Origin of the sequence: Citrobacter sp. Cpo147, from assembly GCF_030332405.1 — a bacterium.
Lineage (GTDB): Bacteria > Pseudomonadota > Gammaproteobacteria > Enterobacterales > Enterobacteriaceae > Citrobacter > Citrobacter portucalensis.
The window spans coordinates 1,045,653-1,065,149 of sequence record NZ_JAOWHX010000030.1 but is presented as its reverse complement, the minus strand read 5'-3'; the positions used below and the strand labels follow the sequence as shown (position 1 = coordinate 1,065,149).

Sequence of the window (19,497 nt, the reverse complement as noted above, 5' to 3'; positions counted from 1 at the left end):
ATCAACCATCAATAAAAACATCGGCCAGCGATTTATGGCAGAGCAAAAGGGAAAGCCCCTCAAGTTCCGCCCACACTGACTGACCATAGTCTTGTTTAAGCGTAATTTCCGTACGCGTTAACAACGTTACCGCCTGACGCAACTGCGCAGGACTCAGCCGGTTTAGCGCGTCTCCCATCATACCCCGGCGATTTTGCCACACCCGGTGTTTATCAAACAACGTGCGCAAAGGCGTATGGGCTGACTGCCGTTTTAAGTTGACCAACAGCAGTAATTCACGCTGTATCGTACGTAGCAAAATAACCGGCTCACTGCCTTCCAGACGTAACTGTTGCAGAATGTGCAGCGCGCGTTTGCTTTTGCCCATCAGCAGCGCATCCACCCAATGGAACGGGGTAAAGTGCGCGGCATCGTTAACGGCTTTCTCCACGCGAGGCAGCGTTAGTTTGCCATCAGGCCAAAGCAATGCTAGCCGTTCCAGCGCTTGCGCCAGCGCTAACAGATTACCTTCATAGCAATAGCACAACAGCTGATTGGCTGCGTCATCCAGTTGTAGATTGTTAAGCTTCGCCCTGGCAGCGACCCAACGAGGAAGCTGTGCTTGCTCCGGCGTCTGGCAGCTTACCTGCACCGCATTATTGGCAAGTCCGGTATACCATGCGGCGTTTTCCTGCGCTTTAGTCAGTTTGTTGCCGCGAACAATCAGCAGCAGGTCGTCATGTAACAGTGTGACGAGTGAAGCGAGCTGTTCGTTAATGGCGGCATTGGGGCCATTTTCAGGCAACTGCAAAAGTAGGGTTTGACGGCTGGCAAACAGGCTCATCGCCTGGCAGAGTGAAAAAATCTCTCCCCAGTCGGTGCTATTGTCCAGGGTGAAAGCGTGGTGTTCTTCGAATCCTTGCGTTGCTGCTGCCTGACGGATAGCGTCCTGGCTTTCCTGCAATAAGAGAGGATCGTTACCTAAGAGCAAATACGCCGCGCGCAGCCCTTCATTGAGCTGTGCGCGGAGTTGTTCAGGGTACAACTTGAGCATCAGTTACCCAGCGTGGTGGAAACACGCGCCGGAGACGACGCAGGCTCTGCGGCTTTTGTCGCCGCTGGCTTAGCATCATCATCAGCATTGGATGACAGAGTATCGGCAAGATGTACGCTTGGCAGCTTACGAATTAACTGTTCAGCCGCTTTGTCATACATCTCTTTGATGATCATGTCCTGCTCGTTATCTTTCGCCAGTGCAGCCTGTGGGTTGTCAAAGAACGAACGATAAACTTTGGCGCTGATTGGATAAATATCATGACCTGGGATCAGCACGGATGCACTCACGAACATCACCATCTGGTATTCAGCCGTTTGACCGTTCTGGAATACCGACGCCGTATCTTGCGATATGCTGACCGCGCCCAGACGTAAGGACGTCACATCTTTACGCATTGAGCCGTCCTCTAGCAGCGTAACGCCGTTCAGACGCAGCTGATTACGAACCGCGCGGCTTAATGGGCCGTTTGGATCCCCAGAGTCCAGAATCATGGTTTTCATTGAGGGTGGGACCTGCGTAGTATTACGCAGATGCCATCCACATCCGGCGGTGACAAGCACCGCCAGAGATAACAACAATGTTGTCAGAAGTCGCACGCTTCCTCCCGCGCTTAGCCAACGACCAGATTGAGGAGTTTACCCGGTACATAAATCACTTTACGTACGGTAACGCCATCAAGATATTTTGCCACCAGATGCTCCTGGCCAGCACGTTCACGAACCTGTTCTTCTGTCGCATTTACCGGAACGGTAATTTTGCCACGGACTTTACCGTTCACCTGAACAACAACCAGCTTCGAGTCTTCAACCATTGCGGTTTCGTCTGCCACCGGCCACGGTGCGTTGTCGATATCGCCTTCGCCTTTCAGTGCTTCCCACATCGTGAAGCAAACGTGTGGGGTGAACGGGTTCAGCATGCGAACGACGGCCAGTAACGCTTCTTGCATCAGGGCTCTGTCTTGTTCGTCTTCCTGCGGTGCTTTCGCCAGCTTGTTCATCAGCTCCATAATCGCCGCAATTGCAGTGTTAAAGGTCTGACGACGACCGATATCATCGGTAACTTTAGCAATGGTTTTATGTACGTCGCGACGCAGCGCTTTTTGGTCTTCGCTCAACGCATCAACGTTCAGGGCAGCAACATCGCCTTTGGAAGTATGTTCGTAAACCAGCTTCCATACACGTTTCAGGAAGCGGTTCGCCCCTTCAACGCCGGATTCCTGCCATTCCAGCGTCATATCAGCCGGAGAAGCGAACATCATGAACAGACGTACCGTGTCAGCGCCGTAACGTTCAACCATGACCTGCGGGTCGATACCGTTATTTTTCGACTTGGACATTTTGCTCATGCCGGTATAGACCAGTTCATGGCCTTCTGCGTCCTGAGCTTTGACGATACGACCTTTTTCGTCGCGCTCAACGATGGCATCAACCGGAGAAACCCAGTTACGCTCGCCGTTTGCACCAACGTAATAGAACGCATCAGCCAGCACCATACCCTGGCACAGCAGCTGTTTGGCCGGTTCGTCAGAGTTGACCATGCCCGCATCGCGCATCAGCTTGTGGAAGAAGCGGAAGTAGAGCAGGTGCATGATGGCGTGTTCAATACCACCAATGTAGATATCAACTGGCAGCCAGTAGTTTGCGGCTTCTGGATCCAGCATCCCTTCGTTGTACTGCGGGCAGGTATAGCGCGCGTAGTACCAGGAGGATTCCATAAAGGTATCGAAGGTGTCGGTTTCGCGCAGCGCAGGCATGCCGTTAACGGTGGTTTTTGCCCACTCCGGATCGGCTTTTATTGGGCTGGTGATGCCGTCCATAACCACGTCTTCCGGCAGAATAACCGGCAACTGATCTTCTGGCGTCGGCAGTACGGTACCGTCTTCCAGCGTCACCATCGGAATTGGCGCCCCCCAGTAACGCTGACGGGAAACACCCCAGTCACGCAGACGGTAGTTCACTTTACGTTCACCCACGCCTTTCGCTACCAGCTTGTCAGCAATGGCGTTGAAGGCAGCTTCGAAGCCGAGGCCGTCAAACTCGCCGGAGTTAAACAGCACGCCTTTTTCGGTCAGAGCTTGTTCGGACAGATCCGGCTCTGCTCCTTCAGCGGTCAGAATTACTGGCTTGATGGTCAGGCCATATTTTGTCGCAAACTCGTAATCGCGCTGATCGTGGCCCGGAACGGCCATGACTGCGCCCGTACCGTATTCCATCAGGACGAAGTTTGCCGCCCAAACGGGGATTTCTTCGCCAGTCAGCGGGTGAACGGCTTTAAAGCCCGTGTCGACGCCTTTCTTCTCCATGGTTGCCATTTCGGCTTCAGCAACCTTGGTGTTGCGGCATTCGTCAATGAAGGCGGCCAGTTCTGGATTATTTGCAGCAGCTTTCTGCGCCAGCGGGTGACCTGCGGCAACGGCCAGATAGGTCGCACCCATAAAGGTGTCCGGGCGGGTGGTGTAAACGGTTAGCGTGTTGTCGTAACCGTTCACATTGAAGGTGATTTCCACGCCTTCAGAACGGCCAATCCAGTTGCGCTGCATCGTTTTCACGGTGTCAGGCCAGTGATCCAGGTTATCCAGGTCACGCAGCAGTTCGTCAGCGTAAGCGGTGATTTTGATGAACCACTGTGGGATCTCTTTACGCTCGACTTTGGTATCGCAACGCCAGCAGCAGCCGTCGATAACCTGTTCGTTCGCCAGTACGGTCTGGTCGTTCGGGCACCAGTTGACCGCAGACGTTTTCTTATACACCAGGCCTTTTTTGTACAGCTCGGTGAAAAATTTCTGTTCCCAACGGTAGTATTCTGGGGTGCAGGTCGCCAGCTCACGGCTCCAGTCGTAACCGAAACCCAGCATTTTGAGCTGGTTTTTCATGTATGCGATGTTGTCGTACGTCCATGGTGCTGGCGCGGTATTGTTTTTAACCGCAGCGCCTTCTGCAGGCAGACCGAACGCATCCCAGCCAATTGGCTGCAGTACGTTTTTGCCCAGCATGCGCTGGTAGCGGGCGATCACGTCACCGATGGTGTAGTTACGTACGTGGCCCATGTGTAGTCGACCAGAAGGATAGGGAAGCATAGACAGGCAGTAATACTTCTCTTTGCTCTCGTCTTCGGTAACTTCAAATGTGCGCTTCTCATCCCAGTGAAGCTGTACTTTGGATTCTATCTCTTCCGGGCGGTATTGCTCTTGCATGGCAGCCAGTGGTCCTGTTTTCAATACAGCTACAAACGTAGCTCTAGATGTGGTGTTTCAGATCCGCATAGCATAGCCCAAACGCCCGCGCCAAAACAGCCTTTCGCGCATTCAGCGTTGAATTCCCGCAAGGATAATTCTTGCACGAATTTACACACTCTGTGGACAGTCTTGCAAAGCGTAGCGTAAATAACGTCTATTATTATAGACAGTTAACGACCCAGGAGGCGAAGCGATGAACAAGGTTGCTCAATATTACCGTGAACTGGTGGCTTCACTGAGCGAACGTCTGCGTAATGGCGAACGCGATATTGATGCGTTGGTGGAGCAAGCGCGTCAACGAGTTATGCAGACCGGGGAGTTAACGCGAACCGAGGTGGAAGAGCTCACCCGGGCCGTCAGACGTGACCTGGAAGAGTTTGCTCTGAGCTATGAAGAAAGTCTCGATGAGGAGACAGACAGCGTCTTTATGCGGGTTATCAAGGAGAGTATCTGGCAGGAACTGGCCGATATTACCGATAAAACGCAGCTCGAATGGCGAGAAGTGTTCCAGGATCTCAGTCATCACGGGGTTTATCACAGCGGTGAGGTGGTCGGATTAGGTAATCTGGTCTGCGAGAAGTGCCACTTCCATTTAGCGGTTTACACCCCGGATGTGCTGCCGCTGTGTCCAAAATGCGGACACGATCAGTTCCAGCGCCGACCGTTTGAGCCGTGATCGCTTTTGCCGGATGGCGACGCAAAGCGTCTTATCCGGCCTACAAATTGCACGATTTTGTAGGCCGGATAAGCGTTAGCGCCATCCGGCGTGTATTAGGCGTAAAACTTCAGCCGTTCTGCCAGCAAATCGACAAACCCTTGACGATCAACGTCTAACATTACGGTGGCGTTTGGCTTCCTGCCGCTCAGGAAATAGTAATCCACCACGGTCATTCCCTGGGTATATTTACCCTGAGTTTCCACGCCGACCCAGCGTTCAACGGTGGTAAACAGTTCAGGTTTCAGCAGCCAGGCAATGGTGCATGGATCATGCAGCGGTGCGCCGATGAATCCCCATTTTTCATCTTTGTGATACTCAAAGAAGAAGTCGAGTAGTTCAGCCACGATCGTCGAAATAGGATTGCCGATAGCGCGGAATCGTTCGGTATCTTCCCGATGTATTTGCGCTTTATGCGTGACGTCAAGCCCTGCCATTACCACCGGAATACCCGACTGGAATACGATTTCGGCGGCTTCGGGATCCACGAAGATGTTGAACTCGGCTGCGGGCGTCCAGTTTCCGAGGCCCATCGCACCACCCATAATCACGATACGGGCGATTTTGGCGTGCAGCTCAGGATGGCTATTCAGGAGCAATGCGACGTTAGTTTGCGGCCCGGTGGAGACAATCGTCATCGGTTCCGGGCTTTCACGCAGGGTTTTCGCCATCAGTTCCATGGCGGTACAGTCTTGTGGCGCAAAAGCGGGTTCCGGCAGCGCCGGGCCATCCAGCCCACTCTCGCCGTGAACGTTATCGGCGATAATCAGATCGCGCATTAGTGGTTTCACTGCGCCACCAGCTACTGGTATATCCGTACGGTTGAGCAACGTTAACATGCGCAACACGTTACGCAGTGTTTTGTCTGGTGTCTGGTTACCGGCTGATGAGGTTATCGCTTTCACATCCAGTTCTGGTGAGGCGAGGGCGAGAACAATTGCGATAGCGTCGTCATGACCCGGATCGCAATCAAACAGGATAGGAAGTGCCATTGTTGCTCCTTGTAAGTGGGACTTTGTGACAAGGTTAACGCTGGGCTGTATGTGTTTCGAGAGGCGAAGATATAAAGCGTGAGGTGGCGCGCACATGGAGGTGCGCGCCAGCAAGATTAGTGCAGTATTTTCGCGAGGAAGTCTTTGGCGCGGTCCGATTTCGGATTAGCGAAGAACTCTTCTTTCGGTGAGTCTTCAACAATTTTCCCTTCATCCATGAAGATCACCCGGTTCGCCACTTTACGCGCAAAGCCCATTTCGTGGGTTACCACCATCATGGTCATCCCTTCATTGGCCAGTTCAACCATAACGTCCAGTACTTCGTTGATCATTTCAGGATCAAGCGCCGACGTCGGCTCGTCAAACAGCATGGCGATAGGATCCATGCACAGCGCCCGGGCGATAGCGACACGCTGTTGCTGGCCCCCTGAGAGCTGAGCTGGAAACTTTTCGGCATGTGCTGACAGACCAACGCGTTCCAGTAACTTTTGCGCTTTGTCGCGGGCCGGCTTTTTATCGCGCTTGAGCACTTTTACCTGCGCCAGAGTCAGGTTCTCAATGATCGACAGGTGAGGGAACAGTTCAAAGTGCTGGAACACCATACCAACGCGAGAGCGCAGTTTGGCCAGATCAGTTTTTTTATCATTCACCACGGTACCATCAACGGTGATGACGCCCTGCTGTACCGGCTCCAGCCCGTTCACCGTTTTGATAAGCGTTGATTTACCTGAACCTGACGGGCCGCAGACCACCACCACTTCACCTTTTTTCACTTCCGTGGAGCAGTCGGTCAGCACCTGAAAGTGACCATACCATTTAGAAACATTTTTCAGGGTAATCATTAAACTGTCCTTTTCTTCAAATAGCTGACCAACAACGATGCGCTCAGACTGAATACAAAATAAACGGCGCCAGCAAACAGGATCATTTCAACCTGTGTGCCGTCACGCTCGCCAATGGTAGAGGCGGTACGGAAGAAGTCTGCCAGACTTAATACATAGACCAGCGAGGTATCCTGGAAGAGTACGATGCCCTGGGTTAGCAGCAGCGGTACCATCGCGCGGAATGCCTGCGGCAGAATAATGAGCTTCATCGACTGCCAGTGGGTCATCCCCAGAGCCAGCGCGGCGCTGGATTGCCCACGAGAAATACTCTGGATACCGGCACGGATAATCTCGGAATAGTACGCGGCTTCAAACATCGAAAACGCGACCATTGCTGAGATCAGGCGAATATCGGTTTTTGGCGACAGACCCAGTACGTTTTGCAGGAAGCCGGGCACAATCAGGTAGAACCACAGCAGCACCATGACCAGCGGAATAGAACGAAATACGTTGACGTAGCCTTTCGCAAACCAGGCAATCGGCGCGAAGCTGGACAGACGCATTACTGCAAGGATGGTTCCCCAGACAATACCAATGACTACCGCCGTAACGGTGATTTTCAGCGTGATGATTAACCCATCCAGCAGATACGGCAGGGAAGGGATGATAGAACTCCAGTCAAATTCGTACATTATTTGCCTCCCAAATTGCCAGGCAGGCGGATTTTACGTTCAACGAGATTCATCACCAGCATGATGACGGCGTTAATCAGGACGTAAGCCAGAGTGATAGCGGTAAACGATTCCCATGCGTGGGCGGAGTAATCCAGCAGTTTGCCCGCCTGTGCCGCCATATCGACCAGGCCGATGGTGGAGGCGATAGCGGAGTTCTTCACCAGGTTCATCATCTCTGAGGTCATTGGCGGAACAATCACGCGGTAGGCGTTTGGCAACAGAACATAGCGGTAGGCCTGCGGCAACGTTAGCCCCATCGCCAGTGCGGCGTTTTTCTGCCCACGAGGCAGAGACTGAATTGCGGCGCGAACCTGTTCGCAGACGCGCGCGGCGGTAAACAGCCCCAGACAAAGCATCGATGAGAGGAAGAACTGGATGTTGGGATCCAACTCAGCCTTGAACCACATCCCAATGTTTTCCGGCAGCAGTTCCGGAATAACCAGATACCAGGTAAAAAACTGGACGATGAGCGGAACGTTACGAAACAGCTCAACGTACAGTGTGCCGATCCCAGAAAGGAAACGATTTGGAACGGTACGTAAGATGCCGAATAAAGAGCCTATGAGGAAAGCGATAATCCAGGCGGTGATGGATAACGCGACAGTGACCTGGAAACCACTCCAGAGCCAGCCGAGATAGGTGGTGTTGCCGAACGGGGCTTGTTGTAAAAAAATACCCCAGTTCCAGTCTATAGACATAAATCTACTCCAGAAAAAAAAGGGTAGCAGCGCTACCCTCGAAGATTGTTATTCGGCGTTTTGCGGTTTTCAGGCCTGATGGGGAACGACCATCAGGCTTATAGTCTGTCCGTGCCGAGTAACAATCGAGAGGGAGGGGAAGCCTCCCATTTATTTTAGTTAGTTAAGCGCTTTATCATTTGGTTCTTTGAACAGAGCTTTCATCTCGTCTGACAGTTCGAAATTCATGTTCAGGTTCTTCGGTGGAATTGGATTTTTAAACCACTTATCAAACCATTTCTCAGCTTCGCCTGAGGTTTGTGCCTTGGCGATAGTGTCGTCCATCAGCTTTTTGAACTCAGGATCATCTTTGCGCAACATACAGCCGTAGGCTTCCTGAGACTGTGGCTTGCCGACGATCTCCCAGTTGTCTGGTTTCTTCGCTTTCGCGCGCTCGCCAGCCAGCAGGGCGTCATCCATCATAAAGGCAACGGCGCGACCGCTTTCCAGAGTACGGAAAGAGTCACCGTGGTCTTTCGCGCTGATGATGCGCATATCCATTTTTTGTTCTTCATTCAGCTTGTGCAGCAGAACTTCGGAGGTGGTACCCGAAGTCACGACTACGGCTTTACCTTTCAGATCGGCGAAATCTTTGACGTCGCCGCCTTTTTTCGCCAGCAGACGGGTGCCGACAACGAAAATGGTGTCAGAGAAAGCCGCTTGTTTTTGGCGCTCGACGTTGTTGGTGGTGGATCCACATTCAAAATCGAAGGTGCCGTTTTGCAGCAGCGGGATACGGTTTTGAGAAGTAATCGGGATCAGTTTCACCTGCAGATCAGGCTTGTTCAGCTTTTTCTTCACGGCGTCAACGATCGCGTTGGAGTAATCCTGTGAATAACCGACCACTTTTTGCTGATTATCGTAGTAAGAAAACGGTACTGATGATTCACGGTGGCCGACAACGATCACGCCATTTTTGGCGATCTTATCCAGCGTGCTGCCTGCCGCTGGTGCTGCGTCTTCTGCGTGCGCCAGACCGGCGGACATTCCCATGACCAGCATGGCAGTGGCGAGCTTACGTAATTGCATATCCAACTCCTTTATCGTCTGCGCCAGGGACGCATTGATACCCATTGTGATGTTGTTATTGTTTGCTACTAAAACGTGCAGTCTTGTATGTGTTTGTTAACATTTAGTTTGGATGAATGTAAAGAATTTGCTGTGTTATTGTTTATTTTTGCGAAGTGCGCCGCACCATTTGGGGGCAAAAATATCTTGTTGCACTTTTCAGGTGCTACCGGCGCTCAACTTTGGTGCGACCAGGTTGCACATTCAGCCAAAACAGCGTTTGCCTTGTAGAACAAAGCAATAGACGTGCCAGAATGGGCATTGGAAGAGAGGAAGGGGGGAGTAGGCCTGATAAGCGTAGCGCCATCAGGCACGATGCGGCACAACTGCCGGATGGCGGCGTACCGCCTTATCCGGCCTACATTTGATGGGGTACTGGTTTATTTACGACGTTGGCGCAGACTCATTACCACTGCGCCAAAGCCAAACAGCGCGGTTAGCAGCCAGAGCGGCCAGTTTCCGGTACGGGCATAAGGGGTTAAGCCCGTCGTTGGCGTCACGCTGGTGGTCAGCACCTGGCGGGTAAACTGCGGGATCATCGCCTGCACTTCGCCCTGCGGACCAATCACCGCCGTAATACCGTTGTTGGTGCTACGCAGCAGAGGTCGCGCCAGCTCCAGGGAACGCATACGCGCCATCTGGAAGTGCTGCCACGGGCCAATAGATTTACCAAACCATGCATCGTTGGAGATAGTCAGCAGGTAGTCCGTATCCGGGCGGAAGTTATCCCGTACCTGTTCGCCAAGAATGATTTCGTAGCAGATGGCAGCGGTCAGCTTAAACCCGTGTGCATGCAACTGTGGCTGTACATAAGGACCGCGGCTGAACGAAGACATTGGCAGGTCAAAGAATGGCGCTAGCGGGCGCAGGATAGATTCCAGCGGGACAAACTCACCAAACGGTACCAGATGGTTTTTGTTGTAGCGGTTGCTGGAGTCGTAGCTGTATGGGCTGTCTTTACCCAGTGTGATGATGGTGTTGTAAGTGTCGTAACGATTCTGCTTGTTCAGACGCGCATCTACAATACCGGTAATCAGCGTGCTGTTTTTCGATTTCAGCAGGTCATCCATCATACTCAGAAAACGCTGCTGGTTAATTTCCAGGTCAGGAATAGCGGATTCTGGCCAGATGATGAGCTGTGATTTGCCCATCTCAGGCTGGGTGGCGTCGAGATAAATCTTCAGGGTGTTGAGTAACTGGCCTTCATCCCATTTGAGCGACTGCGGGATGTCACCCTGCACCATCGAGACCTGGGTGGTTTTTTCCGGCTCCAGCGTGTACCACTGAATATAACGTAGCGGAAAGGGCAGAGCGAAAAGAACTGCGGCGGCAGCCAGCGGCTTCCAGTTACGCGTTACCAGCGCAAGTGCCAGCAGGCCACTAACCATCATCAGCAGGAAGTTAATCGCCTCAACGCCCATTACCGGCGCCAGCCCTTTTAACGGACCGTCGATCTGGCTGTAGCCGAACTGCAGCCACGGAAAACCGGTCAGTACCCAGCCGCGTAGAAATTCAGTGATTTGCCAGACTACCGGCGCGGCAATCGCTACGCGTGTCCAGGTAGTTTTCGGCCACAGACGCGCCAAAAAGCCGGCAAACAGGCCGGTGTAGAGGGAAAGGTAAGCAGCAAGCAGAACCACGAGGAAGACGTTAACGGGGCCCGGCATACCGCCAAACTGCGCGATACTGACGTAAACCCAGTTGATGCCTGAGCCAAACAGTCCCAGTCCCCAGAAGTAGCCGATAGCGGCAGACTGGAGCGGACGGCGGTTGAAGGTGAGAGCCTGCAGACCCATCAGCGAAACAATCGCAGCGGGCCAGATGTCATACGGTGAGAAAGCCAGTGTCCCGCAGGCACCGAATAATAACGCCAGCAGCAGGCGAATGCGCTGGCGTTCAATTAAAGGGGCAAATGCCATGTAGTCTTAGATCCAGTTTCGGGTTTATTCGTCCAGTTTGGGCTGGGGTGAGTCGTCCGGAATTCTGACATGAACCTGAATAATACGACGGCTGTCGGCCATTGCCACTTTGAACTGGTAACCATCAATGTCGATGGTCTCTCCACGCGCGGGCAGATGACCGAAGGCCTGCATGACCAACCCGCCAATGGTATCCACTTCTTCATCGCTGAAATGCGTGCCGAAAGCTTCGTTGAAGTCTTCAATCGGCGCCAGCGCACGAATAGTCCAGGTGTGGCGACTGAGCTGACGGAAATCAATATCGTCTTCTTCGTCGTACTCGTCTTCAATTTCACCGACAATCAGTTCAAGGATGTCCTCAATGGTCACCAGACCTGAGACACCGCCAAACTCGTCGATGACGATAGCCATATGATAACGCTGGGAGCGGAACTCTTTCAGCATGCGGTCAACCCGCTTGCTTTCAGGGACGACAACCGCCTGGCGTAACACTTTCTCCATGCTGAAGGCTTCGGCATCGCTACGCATAAACGGCAGCAGATCTTTGGCCATCAGAATCCCTTCAATGTGATCCTTGTCTTCGCTAATTACCGGGAAACGCGAGTGGGCAGACTCGATAATGACATCGAGGCATTCGTCCAGAGTTTGGTTGCGTTTCAGGGTAATCATCTGGGAGCGAGGGATCATGATGTCGCGAACACGTTGGTCCGCAATATCCATTACCCCTTCGAGCATATCGCGCGTATCTTCATCGATAAGGTCGTTTTGCCCGGAATCACGGATCAGCTCCAACAGTTCGTCGCGGTTTTTCGGTTCACCGTGGAAAAGTTGGCTCAGTAACAGGGAAAAAAATCCCTTTTTGCTGTTTAAGGTGTCACTACTGTGTGAATTGTCGTCGCTCATGGCGTCGTATGGGTTCTCATGTTAGTTAATACAAAGCGCGTCATGCGTTTACTCAGCTGTTGACGGCATATCTCTTCATTGTACTTCAAACCAGGTAGGCCTTATCAGGCCTACAAGATGTCGAAATGCTTACTCTTTCTCGGCAATGTACGGATCCTCATAGCCCAGAGCAAGCATAATCTCTGTTTCGAGGGATTCCATCTCTTCCGCTTCATCGTCTTCAATATGGTCGTAGCCGAGTAAATGTAGGCTACCGTGCACCACCATGTGCGCCCAGTGGGCCTCAAGCGGTTTGCCTTGCTCCTGCGCTTCTTTCTCAACCACCTGACGGCAGATGATCAAATCGCCCAGCAGCGGCATCTCGATGCCCGGCGGAGCCTCAAACGGGAAAGAGAGCACGTTGGTGGATTTGTCTTTCCCGCGATAGGTCAGGTTCAGGTCGTGGCTTTCCGCGTCATCGACCAGACGAATGGTCACCTCTGATTCTTCCTGAAACTGCGGGATCACCGCATCCAGCCAGCCCTGAAACTGACTTTCTGTTGGTAAACCGGATTCGTCTTCACATGCCAGCTGTAAATCGAGGATAACCTGACTCATTTTTGTTCCTGCTCCTGAGCTTCGCGCTTGCGTTCTGCAGCCTGCTCGGCTTTGCGTTTCTGTTCTGCTTCTTCCCAGGCTTCATACGCCGTGACGATACGGGCGACCACCGGGTGGCGCACCACGTCTTCGCTATGGAAGAAATTAAAACTAATTTCGTCGACTTCAGCCAGTACTTCAATGGCATGACGCAGACCAGATTTGGTGCTACGCGGCAGGTCAATCTGGGTGATATCACCTGTGATGACCGCTTTAGAGTTAAAGCCGATACGGGTCAGGAACATTTTCATCTGTTCGATGGTAGTGTTCTGGCTTTCATCAAGAATGATGAACGCATCGTTCAACGTACGACCGCGCATGTAGGCTAGGGGCGCAACTTCAATGACGTTACGCTCAATCAGCTTTTCAACCTTTTCAAAGCCAAGCATTTCGAAAAGCGCGTCATACAGCGGTCGTAAATACGGATCGACTTTCTGGCTGAGATCTCCTGGCAGGAATCCCAGTTTTTCGCCCGCTTCCACTGCCGGACGGGTCAGCAGAATGCGACGGATCTCCTGACGCTCAAGCGCATCAACCGCAGCGGCAACCGCGAGATACGTTTTACCCGTACCCGCAGGGCCAACGCCAAATGTAATGTCGTGGTCGAGGATATTCGCAATGTACTGTGCCTGGTTCGGCGTGCGCGGCTTAATTACTCCACGCTTGGTTTTGATGTTCACCGCTTTGCCAAATTCAGGCACGCTGTCTGCGCTTTGCTCAAGCACACGCGCTTCTTTGATCGCCAGATGAATTTGTTCAGGCTCGATGTCCTGCGTCTGACCGCGCATTGGGGCGGTATCGACGTACAGGCTACGTAAAATATCTGCCGCAGCGGTGACGCAAATTGGACGACCGGTCAGTTTAAAGTGGTTATCACGGCGGTTAATTTCGATGCCGAGGCGACGTTCCAGCTGTTTGATGTTGTCATCAAATGGGCCGCAAAGGCTCAACAGGCGGGCGTTGTCTGCGGGTTCAAGGGTTATTTCGCGAGTGTCTATGTTCAAACTGTTCCTCTTATGCATGTCTCGCCGGACGCTGAACATTTACCGGCATCTAAGGAAATTATTCACGCCATGGGGGAAAGGCGCAAGCATTGCAGCAAATATGGGGATGATAGGGCAGATTACAAGGCCCGCTGGAGCAGCGAGCCTGGGAGTGTTGGCCCGATAAGCATAGTGCCATCGGGCCTTGTTTACGTTTTTCAGCAGGATTAAGGCTGATAAATACCGACGCCCAGATCGTTTTCTTTGCGCGTACGCGCAATAACCGACTCAGGGGATTCTGCGATGCGCAGGCCCATTTCGTCCTCGGTACGCACCACTTTACCGCGCAGGGAGTTAGTCCAGACATCGGTAATTTCTACGTCCACGAACTTACCGACCATATCCGGGTTGCCTTCAAAGTTCACCACACGGTTATTTTCGGTACGGCCTGACAGTTCCATGATGCTCTTACGCGATGTGCCTTCAACCAGAATGCGCTGGGTCGTGCCGACCATACGGCGGCTCCAGGCCATAGCTTGCTGGTTGATACGCTCCTGTAGAATGTACAGACGCTGTTTCTTCTCTTCTTCCGGTACGTCGTCAACCATATCGGCGGCAGGGGTGCCAGGACGCGCAGAGAAAATAAAGCTGTAGCTCATGTCAAAATTGACGTCAGCAATCAGCTTCATGGTCTGCTCGAAATCCTGCGTGGTCTCACCCGGGAAGCCAACGATGAAGTCGGAGCTGATCTGGATATCCGGACGCGCAGCGCGCAGTTTGCGGATGATCGCTTTGTATTCCAGCGCGGTATGGGTACGCCCCATCAGGTTCAGTACGCGGTCTGAACCGCTCTGTACCGGCAGATGCAGGAAGCTCACCAGCTCTGGCGTATCGCGATAAACTTCAACGATATCATCGGTGAATTCGATCGGATGGCTGGTGGTGAAGCGGATACGATCAATACCGTCGATCGCTGCGACCAGACGTAACAGATCGGCAAAAGATCCGATCGTGCCGTCGTAGTTCTCACCACGCCAGGCGTTCACGTTTTGCCCCAGCAGGTTCACTTCACGCACGCCTTGGGCTGCAAGCTGGGCGATTTCAAACAGAATATCATCCGCCGGACGGCTGACTTCCTCACCGCGGGTGTAGGGCACCACGCAGTAAGTACAATATTTATTACAACCTTCCATGATGGACACAAACGCGCTTGGACCTTCAGCACGCGGTTCCGGCAGGCGGTCGAACTTTTCGATCTCCGGGAAACTGATATCAACCACCGGGCTACGGGTCGTGCTTCCACGCACTTTGTTGATCATTTCAGGCAGGCGGTGCAGCGTTTGCGGCCCAAAAATAATATCGACGTAATGCGCGCGCTGGCGAATATGATCGCCTTCCTGAGACGCAACACAGCCACCGACCCCAATGATGAGCTTGGGATTTTTCTCTTTTAACAGTTTCCAGCGGCCCAGTTGATGGAACACTTTTTCCTGAGCCTTCTCACGGATTGAGCAGGTATTCAGCAGCAGCACATCCGCTTCTTCCGCCACGTCAGTCAGTTGATACCCATGAGTGGCATCCAGCAGATCGGCCATCTTCGATGAATCGTATTCGTTCATCTGACAGCCCCAGGTTTTAATATGGAGTTTTTTGGTCATCGACTTGCTCTTGCGAAATTGTGGCTGAAATGCAGGGCGCATAGTGTACTGCTTTGGCGCGGTTGTGACCAGTATGACGGATGTCAGCCTCAAGGGGTAAAAAATCCTGTAAACTTACACAATACATGTAACTGGATAATTGACCATGACAAATCAACCAACGGAAATTGCCATTGTCGGCGGGGGGATGGTCGGCGGCGCGCTGGCGCTTGGACTGGCGCAGCATGGATTTACGGTAACGGTCATTGAGCATGCCGTTCCCACGCCGTTTGTGGCTGACGGACAGCCTGATGTCAGAATTTCTGCCATAAGTTCCGCATCGGTGTCGTTGCTAAAAGGGCTGGGCGTCTGGGATACGGTGCAGGGGATGCGCAGCCATCCTTATCGTCGACTGGAAACGTGGGAGTGGGAAAATGCCCATGTGATGTTTGATGCCGCCGAGCTTAAGCTGCCTCTGTTGGGCTATATGGTGGAAAACACGGTCCTGCAACATGCGCTCTGGCAGGCTCTGGAAGCTCACCCTAAAGTCACGCTGCGCGTACCGGCGTCCCTGATTTCTTTGCATCAACATAACGATCGACATGAGCTTGAGCTGGCAGGCGGCGAAACCATCAGCGCGAAGCTGGTTATCGGCGCCGATGGTGCCAACTCTCAGGTGCGAAAAATGGCCGGGATTGGTATCCATGCCTGGCAGTACGCGCAGTCCTGTATGTTGATAACCGTGCAATGCGAAAATTCACCGGGAGACAGCACCTGGCAGCAATTTACGCCTGACGGCCCGCGCGCGTTTTTACCGCTGTTTGATAACTGGGCCTCGTTGGTGTGGTACGACTCACCGGCTCGCATCCGCCAATTGCAAGCGCTGAATATGCCGCAATTGCAGACGGAGATTGCTAAACATTTTCCATCGCGACTCGGTAAGGTGATGCCAGTGGCTGCGGGGGCGTTCCCGCTTACGCGTCGTCATGCGCTGCAATATGTGCAACCGGGGCTGGCGCTGGTAGGTGATGCCGCGCATACCATTCATCCGCTGGCGGGGCAGGGCGTCAATCTGGGCTTTCGTGATGTTGATGCGTTGATTGATGTGCTGGTGAACGCGCGCAGCTACGGTGAATCCTGGGCCAGTCAGCCGGTGCTCAAGCGCTATCAGAATCGCCGTATGACTGACAATTTCATCATGCAAAGCGGTATGGATCTGTTCTATGCTGGATTTAGCAATAACCTGCAGCCGCTGCGCATCATGCGTAATCTCGGGCTCATGGCCGCAGAGCGCGCTGGCGTACTGAAACGTCAGGCACTGAAGTATGCGTTAGGGTTGTAGCTCGAGTGATGCCTGATGGCGCTACGTTTATCAGGCCTACAGCTCATGTAGGCCGGGTAAAGCTTGCCGTCATCCGGCGTCAGAAAAGCAAAAAGCTCGCCGAAGCGAGCTTTTTTAATATGGCTGGGGTACGAGGATTCGAACCTCGGAATGCTGGTATCAGAAACCAGAGCCTTACCGCTTGGCGATACCCCAACGGGTGCACCCACAGAGTGGACGACTTTTTGAAATTGGCTGGGGTACGAGGATTCGAACCTCGGAATGCTGGTATCAGAAACCAGAGCCTTACCGCTTGGCGATACCCCAACAATTTTTTGGATTTACCGAACGAGTCGATACGTCCTTAATATGGTGGCTACGACGGGATTCGAACCTGTGACCCCATCATTATGAGTGATGTGCTCTAACCAGCTGAGCTACGTAGCCAAATACTAACATTTTCTTCGATGGCTGGGGTACCTGGATTCGAACCAGGGAATGCCGGTATCAAAAACCGGTGCCTTACCGCTTGGCGATACCCCAATGACCGTTGCGGTGAACCGCTATATCGAAGAAAAAATGGCTGGGGTACCTGGATTCGAACCAGGGAATGCCGGTATCAAAAACCGGTGCCTTACCGCTTGGCGATACCCCATCCGTGCAACGCTTACGGGTGAATGGTGCGGGAGGCGAGACTTGAACTCGCACACCTTGCGGCGCCAGAACCTAAATCTGGTGCGTCTACCAATTTCGCCACTCCCGCAAAAAAGATGGTGGCTACGACGGGATTCGAACCTGTGACCCCATCATTATGAGTGATGTGCTCTAACCAGCTGAGCTACGTAGCCATCTTTTTTTCGCGTAACCTTATCGGCGTTGCGGGGCGCATTATGCGTATTGAGCCTTGAAGCGTCAACCCCTTTTTCATTGAAAATAGCTGGAATGTGACTGTTTGGTTAGGTTGCGAACAGCATGACGCAATATTCGGCAATTATTAGTTATTAATTGTTTTTTTGCACAGAAAACAAACATAAAAAAAGAGCCCCGCAGGGCTCTTATCTAAGGATTAACTTATTTATAAGCGGACTGATGTACGCCAACGGCACGGCCAGACGGATCGTTCATGGTTTTAAACGCCTCATCCCATTCGATCGCCTTAGCAGAAGAACAGGCAACCGACGGCCCGCCCGGCACACATTCGGCAGCGCTTGCTACCGGGAACAGCTCTTCGAAAATCTCACGGTACAAATACGCTTCTTTTGACGATGGCGTGTTGTACGGGAAACGGAAGCTGGCAGTTTCCAGTTGTTGGTCAGAAACTTGTTCTGCAGCCACCTCTTTCAGAGTGTCAATCCAGCTGTAACCGACACCGTCAGAGAACTGTTCTTTCTGACGCCATGCGACGCTTGCCGGCAGGTAGGACTCAAAACATTCGCGCAGAACGTGTTTTTCCATTTTGCCGTTGCCGCACATTTTGTCCTGCGGGTTGATGCGCATCGCCACATCAAGGAATTTCTTATCCAGGAAGGGCACGCGAGCTTCTACACCCCAGGCCGACATGGCTTTGTTGGCACGGGCGCAGTCGAACATATGCAGCGCTTGCAGCTTGCGCACGGTTTCTTCGTGCAGTTCTTTTGCATCTGGCGCTTTGTGGAAATAGAGATAGCCGCCAAACACTTCGTCCGAACCTTCACCCGACAACACCATTTTAATGCCCATCGCTTTAATTTTACGCGACATTAAGTACATTGGCGTCGAGGCGCGAATCGTCGTGACATCGTAAGTTTCGATGTGGTAAATCACGTCGCGGATCGCATCCAGACCTTCCTGGACGGTGAAGTGGATCTCATGGTGCACGGTCCCCAGATGGTTCGCCACCTCTTGCGCAGCTTTCAGATCCGGAGCGCCTTCCAGGCCGACGGCGAAGGAGTGCAGCTGTGGCCACCAGGCTTCGCTACGTTCCTGATCTTCAACACGGCGTGCCGCGTATTTTTTAGTTATCGCGGAAATTACGGATGAATCCAGACCGCCGGACAACAGAACTCCATAAGGAACATCTGACATCAGGTGACTTTTCACCGCATCTTCCAGCGCCTGGCGCAGCTCGTTTTTATCGGTAACGTTGTCTTTGACTGCATCGTATTCAAACCAGTCGCGCTGGTAGTACTGACGAATTTCACCGTCTTTACTCCACAAATAGCTACCGGCCGGGAATTCTTTGATTGTGCGGCAGACAGGAACCAGCGCTTTCATTTCAGACGCAACGTAGAAGTTACCGTGCTCGTCGTAACCCATATACAGCGGGATGATCCCGATATGATCACGACCGATCAGGTAGGCGTCCTGCTCGCTGTCGTACAGGGCAAAAGCGAACATCCCTTGCAGGTCATCGAGGAAAGCGGGTCCTTTTTCCTGATACAGCGCGAGGATAACTTCGCAGTCGGAACCGGTCTGGAACTGGTAGCGATCGCCGTATTCAGCACGCAGTGTCTGGTGGTTATAAATTTCACCGTTAACCGCCAGGATATGTGTCTTCTTCATGTTGTACAGCGGCTGAGCACCGGCATTGACGTCGACGATGGACAGACGTTCGTGCGCCAGAATGGCGTTATCACAGGCGTAAATACCTGACCAGTCCGGGCCGCGGTGGCGCATCAGACGAGACAGTTCCAGGGCTTTTTTACGCAGTTCAACTGCGTCAGTTTTAATATCGAATACGCCAAAAATAGAACACATAACCTTCTCCGTTAACCTGTT

16 protein-coding genes and 7 tRNA genes are annotated in these 19,497 nt (G+C 52.7%); 2 read left to right on the top strand and 21 right to left on the bottom strand.

What is annotated here, in order from left to right; all coding sequences use genetic code 11:
* Position 1: 1 nt before the first annotated feature.
* The 3 genes from holA to leuS are packed head-to-tail and all read right to left on the bottom strand — an operon-like array spanning position 2 to position 4,229.
* Positions 2-1,033, bottom strand: coding sequence for a DNA polymerase III subunit delta (gene holA, locus OGY06_RS07760; RefSeq protein WP_193135156.1), 1,032 nt, complete (start codon positions 1,031-1,033; stop codon positions 2-4).
* Positions 1,033-1,632, bottom strand: a complete 600-nt coding sequence (gene lptE / locus OGY06_RS07755) for an LPS assembly lipoprotein LptE (protein WP_063940708.1) — start codon at positions 1,630-1,632, stop codon at positions 1,033-1,035. Before lptE ends, holA begins: the two co-directional genes overlap by 1 nt.
* Positions 1,633-1,646: 14 nt before the next feature.
* Complete coding sequence (gene leuS / locus OGY06_RS07750; protein ID WP_286605028.1) at positions 1,647-4,229, bottom strand: leucine--tRNA ligase; 2,583 nt, start codon at positions 4,227-4,229, stop codon at positions 1,647-1,649.
* 235 nt (positions 4,230-4,464) lie between these two features.
* On the opposite strand from leuS, the gene OGY06_RS07745 reads away from it, so the two are divergent.
* Positions 4,465-4,947: a zinc ribbon-containing protein gene (locus tag OGY06_RS07745; RefSeq protein WP_003022748.1), complete on the top strand. Its 483-nt coding sequence runs from the start codon at positions 4,465-4,467 to the stop codon at positions 4,945-4,947.
* Between the two features lie 95 nt (positions 4,948-5,042).
* Here the strand turns inward: OGY06_RS07745 and rihA are convergent, their stop codons facing one another.
* The 10 genes from rihA to miaB form a co-directional block, all read right to left on the bottom strand.
* A complete protein-coding gene (gene rihA, locus OGY06_RS07740) occupies positions 5,043-5,978 on the bottom strand; it encodes a pyrimidine-specific ribonucleoside hydrolase RihA (protein WP_286605026.1) in 936 nt (311 codons plus the stop codon).
* Positions 5,979-6,094: 116 nt separating this feature from the next.
* Entirely contained in the window at positions 6,095-6,820 is a 726-nt protein-coding gene (gltL, locus tag OGY06_RS07735) for a glutamate/aspartate ABC transporter ATP-binding protein GltL (protein ID WP_003022754.1), read from the bottom strand.
* Complete coding sequence (gene gltK, locus OGY06_RS07730; RefSeq protein WP_003831315.1) at positions 6,820-7,494, bottom strand: glutamate/aspartate ABC transporter permease GltK; 675 nt, start codon at positions 7,492-7,494, stop codon at positions 6,820-6,822. The genes gltL and gltK overlap by 1 nt, the downstream gene beginning before the upstream one ends.
* Entirely contained in the window at positions 7,494-8,234 is a 741-nt protein-coding gene (gene gltJ, locus OGY06_RS07725) for a glutamate/aspartate ABC transporter permease GltJ (protein ID WP_003831316.1), read from the bottom strand. The genes gltK and gltJ overlap by 1 nt, the downstream gene beginning before the upstream one ends.
* A gap of 159 nt (positions 8,235-8,393) precedes the next feature.
* Positions 8,394-9,302 carry a glutamate/aspartate ABC transporter substrate-binding protein GltI gene (gltI, locus tag OGY06_RS07720; protein WP_003831318.1) on the bottom strand — a complete coding sequence of 303 codons (909 nt, stop codon included), beginning with the start codon at positions 9,300-9,302 and terminating at the stop codon, positions 8,394-8,396.
* A gap of 419 nt (positions 9,303-9,721) precedes the next feature.
* A complete protein-coding gene (lnt, locus tag OGY06_RS07715; protein ID WP_286605025.1) occupies positions 9,722-11,260 on the bottom strand; it encodes an apolipoprotein N-acyltransferase in 1,539 nt (512 codons plus the stop codon).
* Between the two features lie 24 nt (positions 11,261-11,284).
* Entirely contained in the window at positions 11,285-12,163 is an 879-nt protein-coding gene (gene corC / locus OGY06_RS07710) for a CNNM family magnesium/cobalt transport protein CorC (protein WP_003022770.1), read from the bottom strand.
* Between the two features lie 129 nt (positions 12,164-12,292).
* Positions 12,293-12,760, bottom strand: coding sequence for an rRNA maturation RNase YbeY (ybeY, locus tag OGY06_RS07705; RefSeq protein ID WP_003831323.1), 468 nt, complete (start codon positions 12,758-12,760; stop codon positions 12,293-12,295).
* Positions 12,757-13,803, bottom strand: a complete 1,047-nt coding sequence (locus OGY06_RS07700; protein ID WP_003022776.1) for a PhoH family protein — start codon at positions 13,801-13,803, stop codon at positions 12,757-12,759. Before OGY06_RS07700 ends, ybeY begins: the two co-directional genes overlap by 4 nt.
* 206 nt (positions 13,804-14,009) lie before the next feature.
* Entirely contained in the window at positions 14,010-15,440 is a 1,431-nt protein-coding gene (gene miaB, locus OGY06_RS07695; protein WP_003831327.1) for a tRNA (N6-isopentenyl adenosine(37)-C2)-methylthiotransferase MiaB, read from the bottom strand.
* A gap of 145 nt (positions 15,441-15,585) precedes the next feature.
* Between miaB and ubiF the strand changes: the two genes are divergently transcribed.
* Positions 15,586-16,761 (top strand): 3-demethoxyubiquinol 3-hydroxylase, encoded by a 1,176-nt coding sequence (gene ubiF, locus OGY06_RS07690; protein WP_200920669.1) that lies wholly within the window; start codon positions 15,586-15,588, stop codon positions 16,759-16,761.
* A gap of 120 nt (positions 16,762-16,881) precedes the next feature.
* Here ubiF and OGY06_RS07685 read toward each other — a convergent pair.
* The 8 genes from OGY06_RS07685 to asnB all read right to left on the bottom strand — a co-directional run bounded on the left by OGY06_RS07685 (position 16,882) and on the right by asnB (position 19,476).
* Positions 16,882-16,956 (bottom strand) — tRNA-Gln (locus OGY06_RS07685).
* 36 nt (positions 16,957-16,992) lie between these two features.
* Positions 16,993-17,067 (bottom strand) — tRNA-Gln (locus OGY06_RS07680).
* Positions 17,068-17,110: 43 nt separating this feature from the next.
* Positions 17,111-17,187: transfer RNA gene (locus OGY06_RS07675), tRNA-Met, on the bottom strand.
* Between the two features lie 21 nt (positions 17,188-17,208).
* A tRNA-Gln gene (locus OGY06_RS07670) sits at positions 17,209-17,283 on the bottom strand.
* 37 nt (positions 17,284-17,320) lie between these two features.
* Positions 17,321-17,395, bottom strand: a tRNA-Gln gene (locus tag OGY06_RS07665).
* A gap of 23 nt (positions 17,396-17,418) precedes the next feature.
* Positions 17,419-17,503 (bottom strand) — tRNA-Leu (locus tag OGY06_RS07660).
* An 8-nt stretch (positions 17,504-17,511) separates the two neighbouring features.
* Positions 17,512-17,588 (bottom strand) — tRNA-Met (locus OGY06_RS07655).
* A gap of 223 nt (positions 17,589-17,811) precedes the next feature.
* Positions 17,812-19,476: an asparagine synthase B gene (gene asnB, locus OGY06_RS07650; RefSeq protein WP_003831332.1), complete on the bottom strand. Its 1,665-nt coding sequence runs from the start codon at positions 19,474-19,476 to the stop codon at positions 17,812-17,814.
* Between the last annotated feature and the right edge of the window lie 21 nt (positions 19,477-19,497).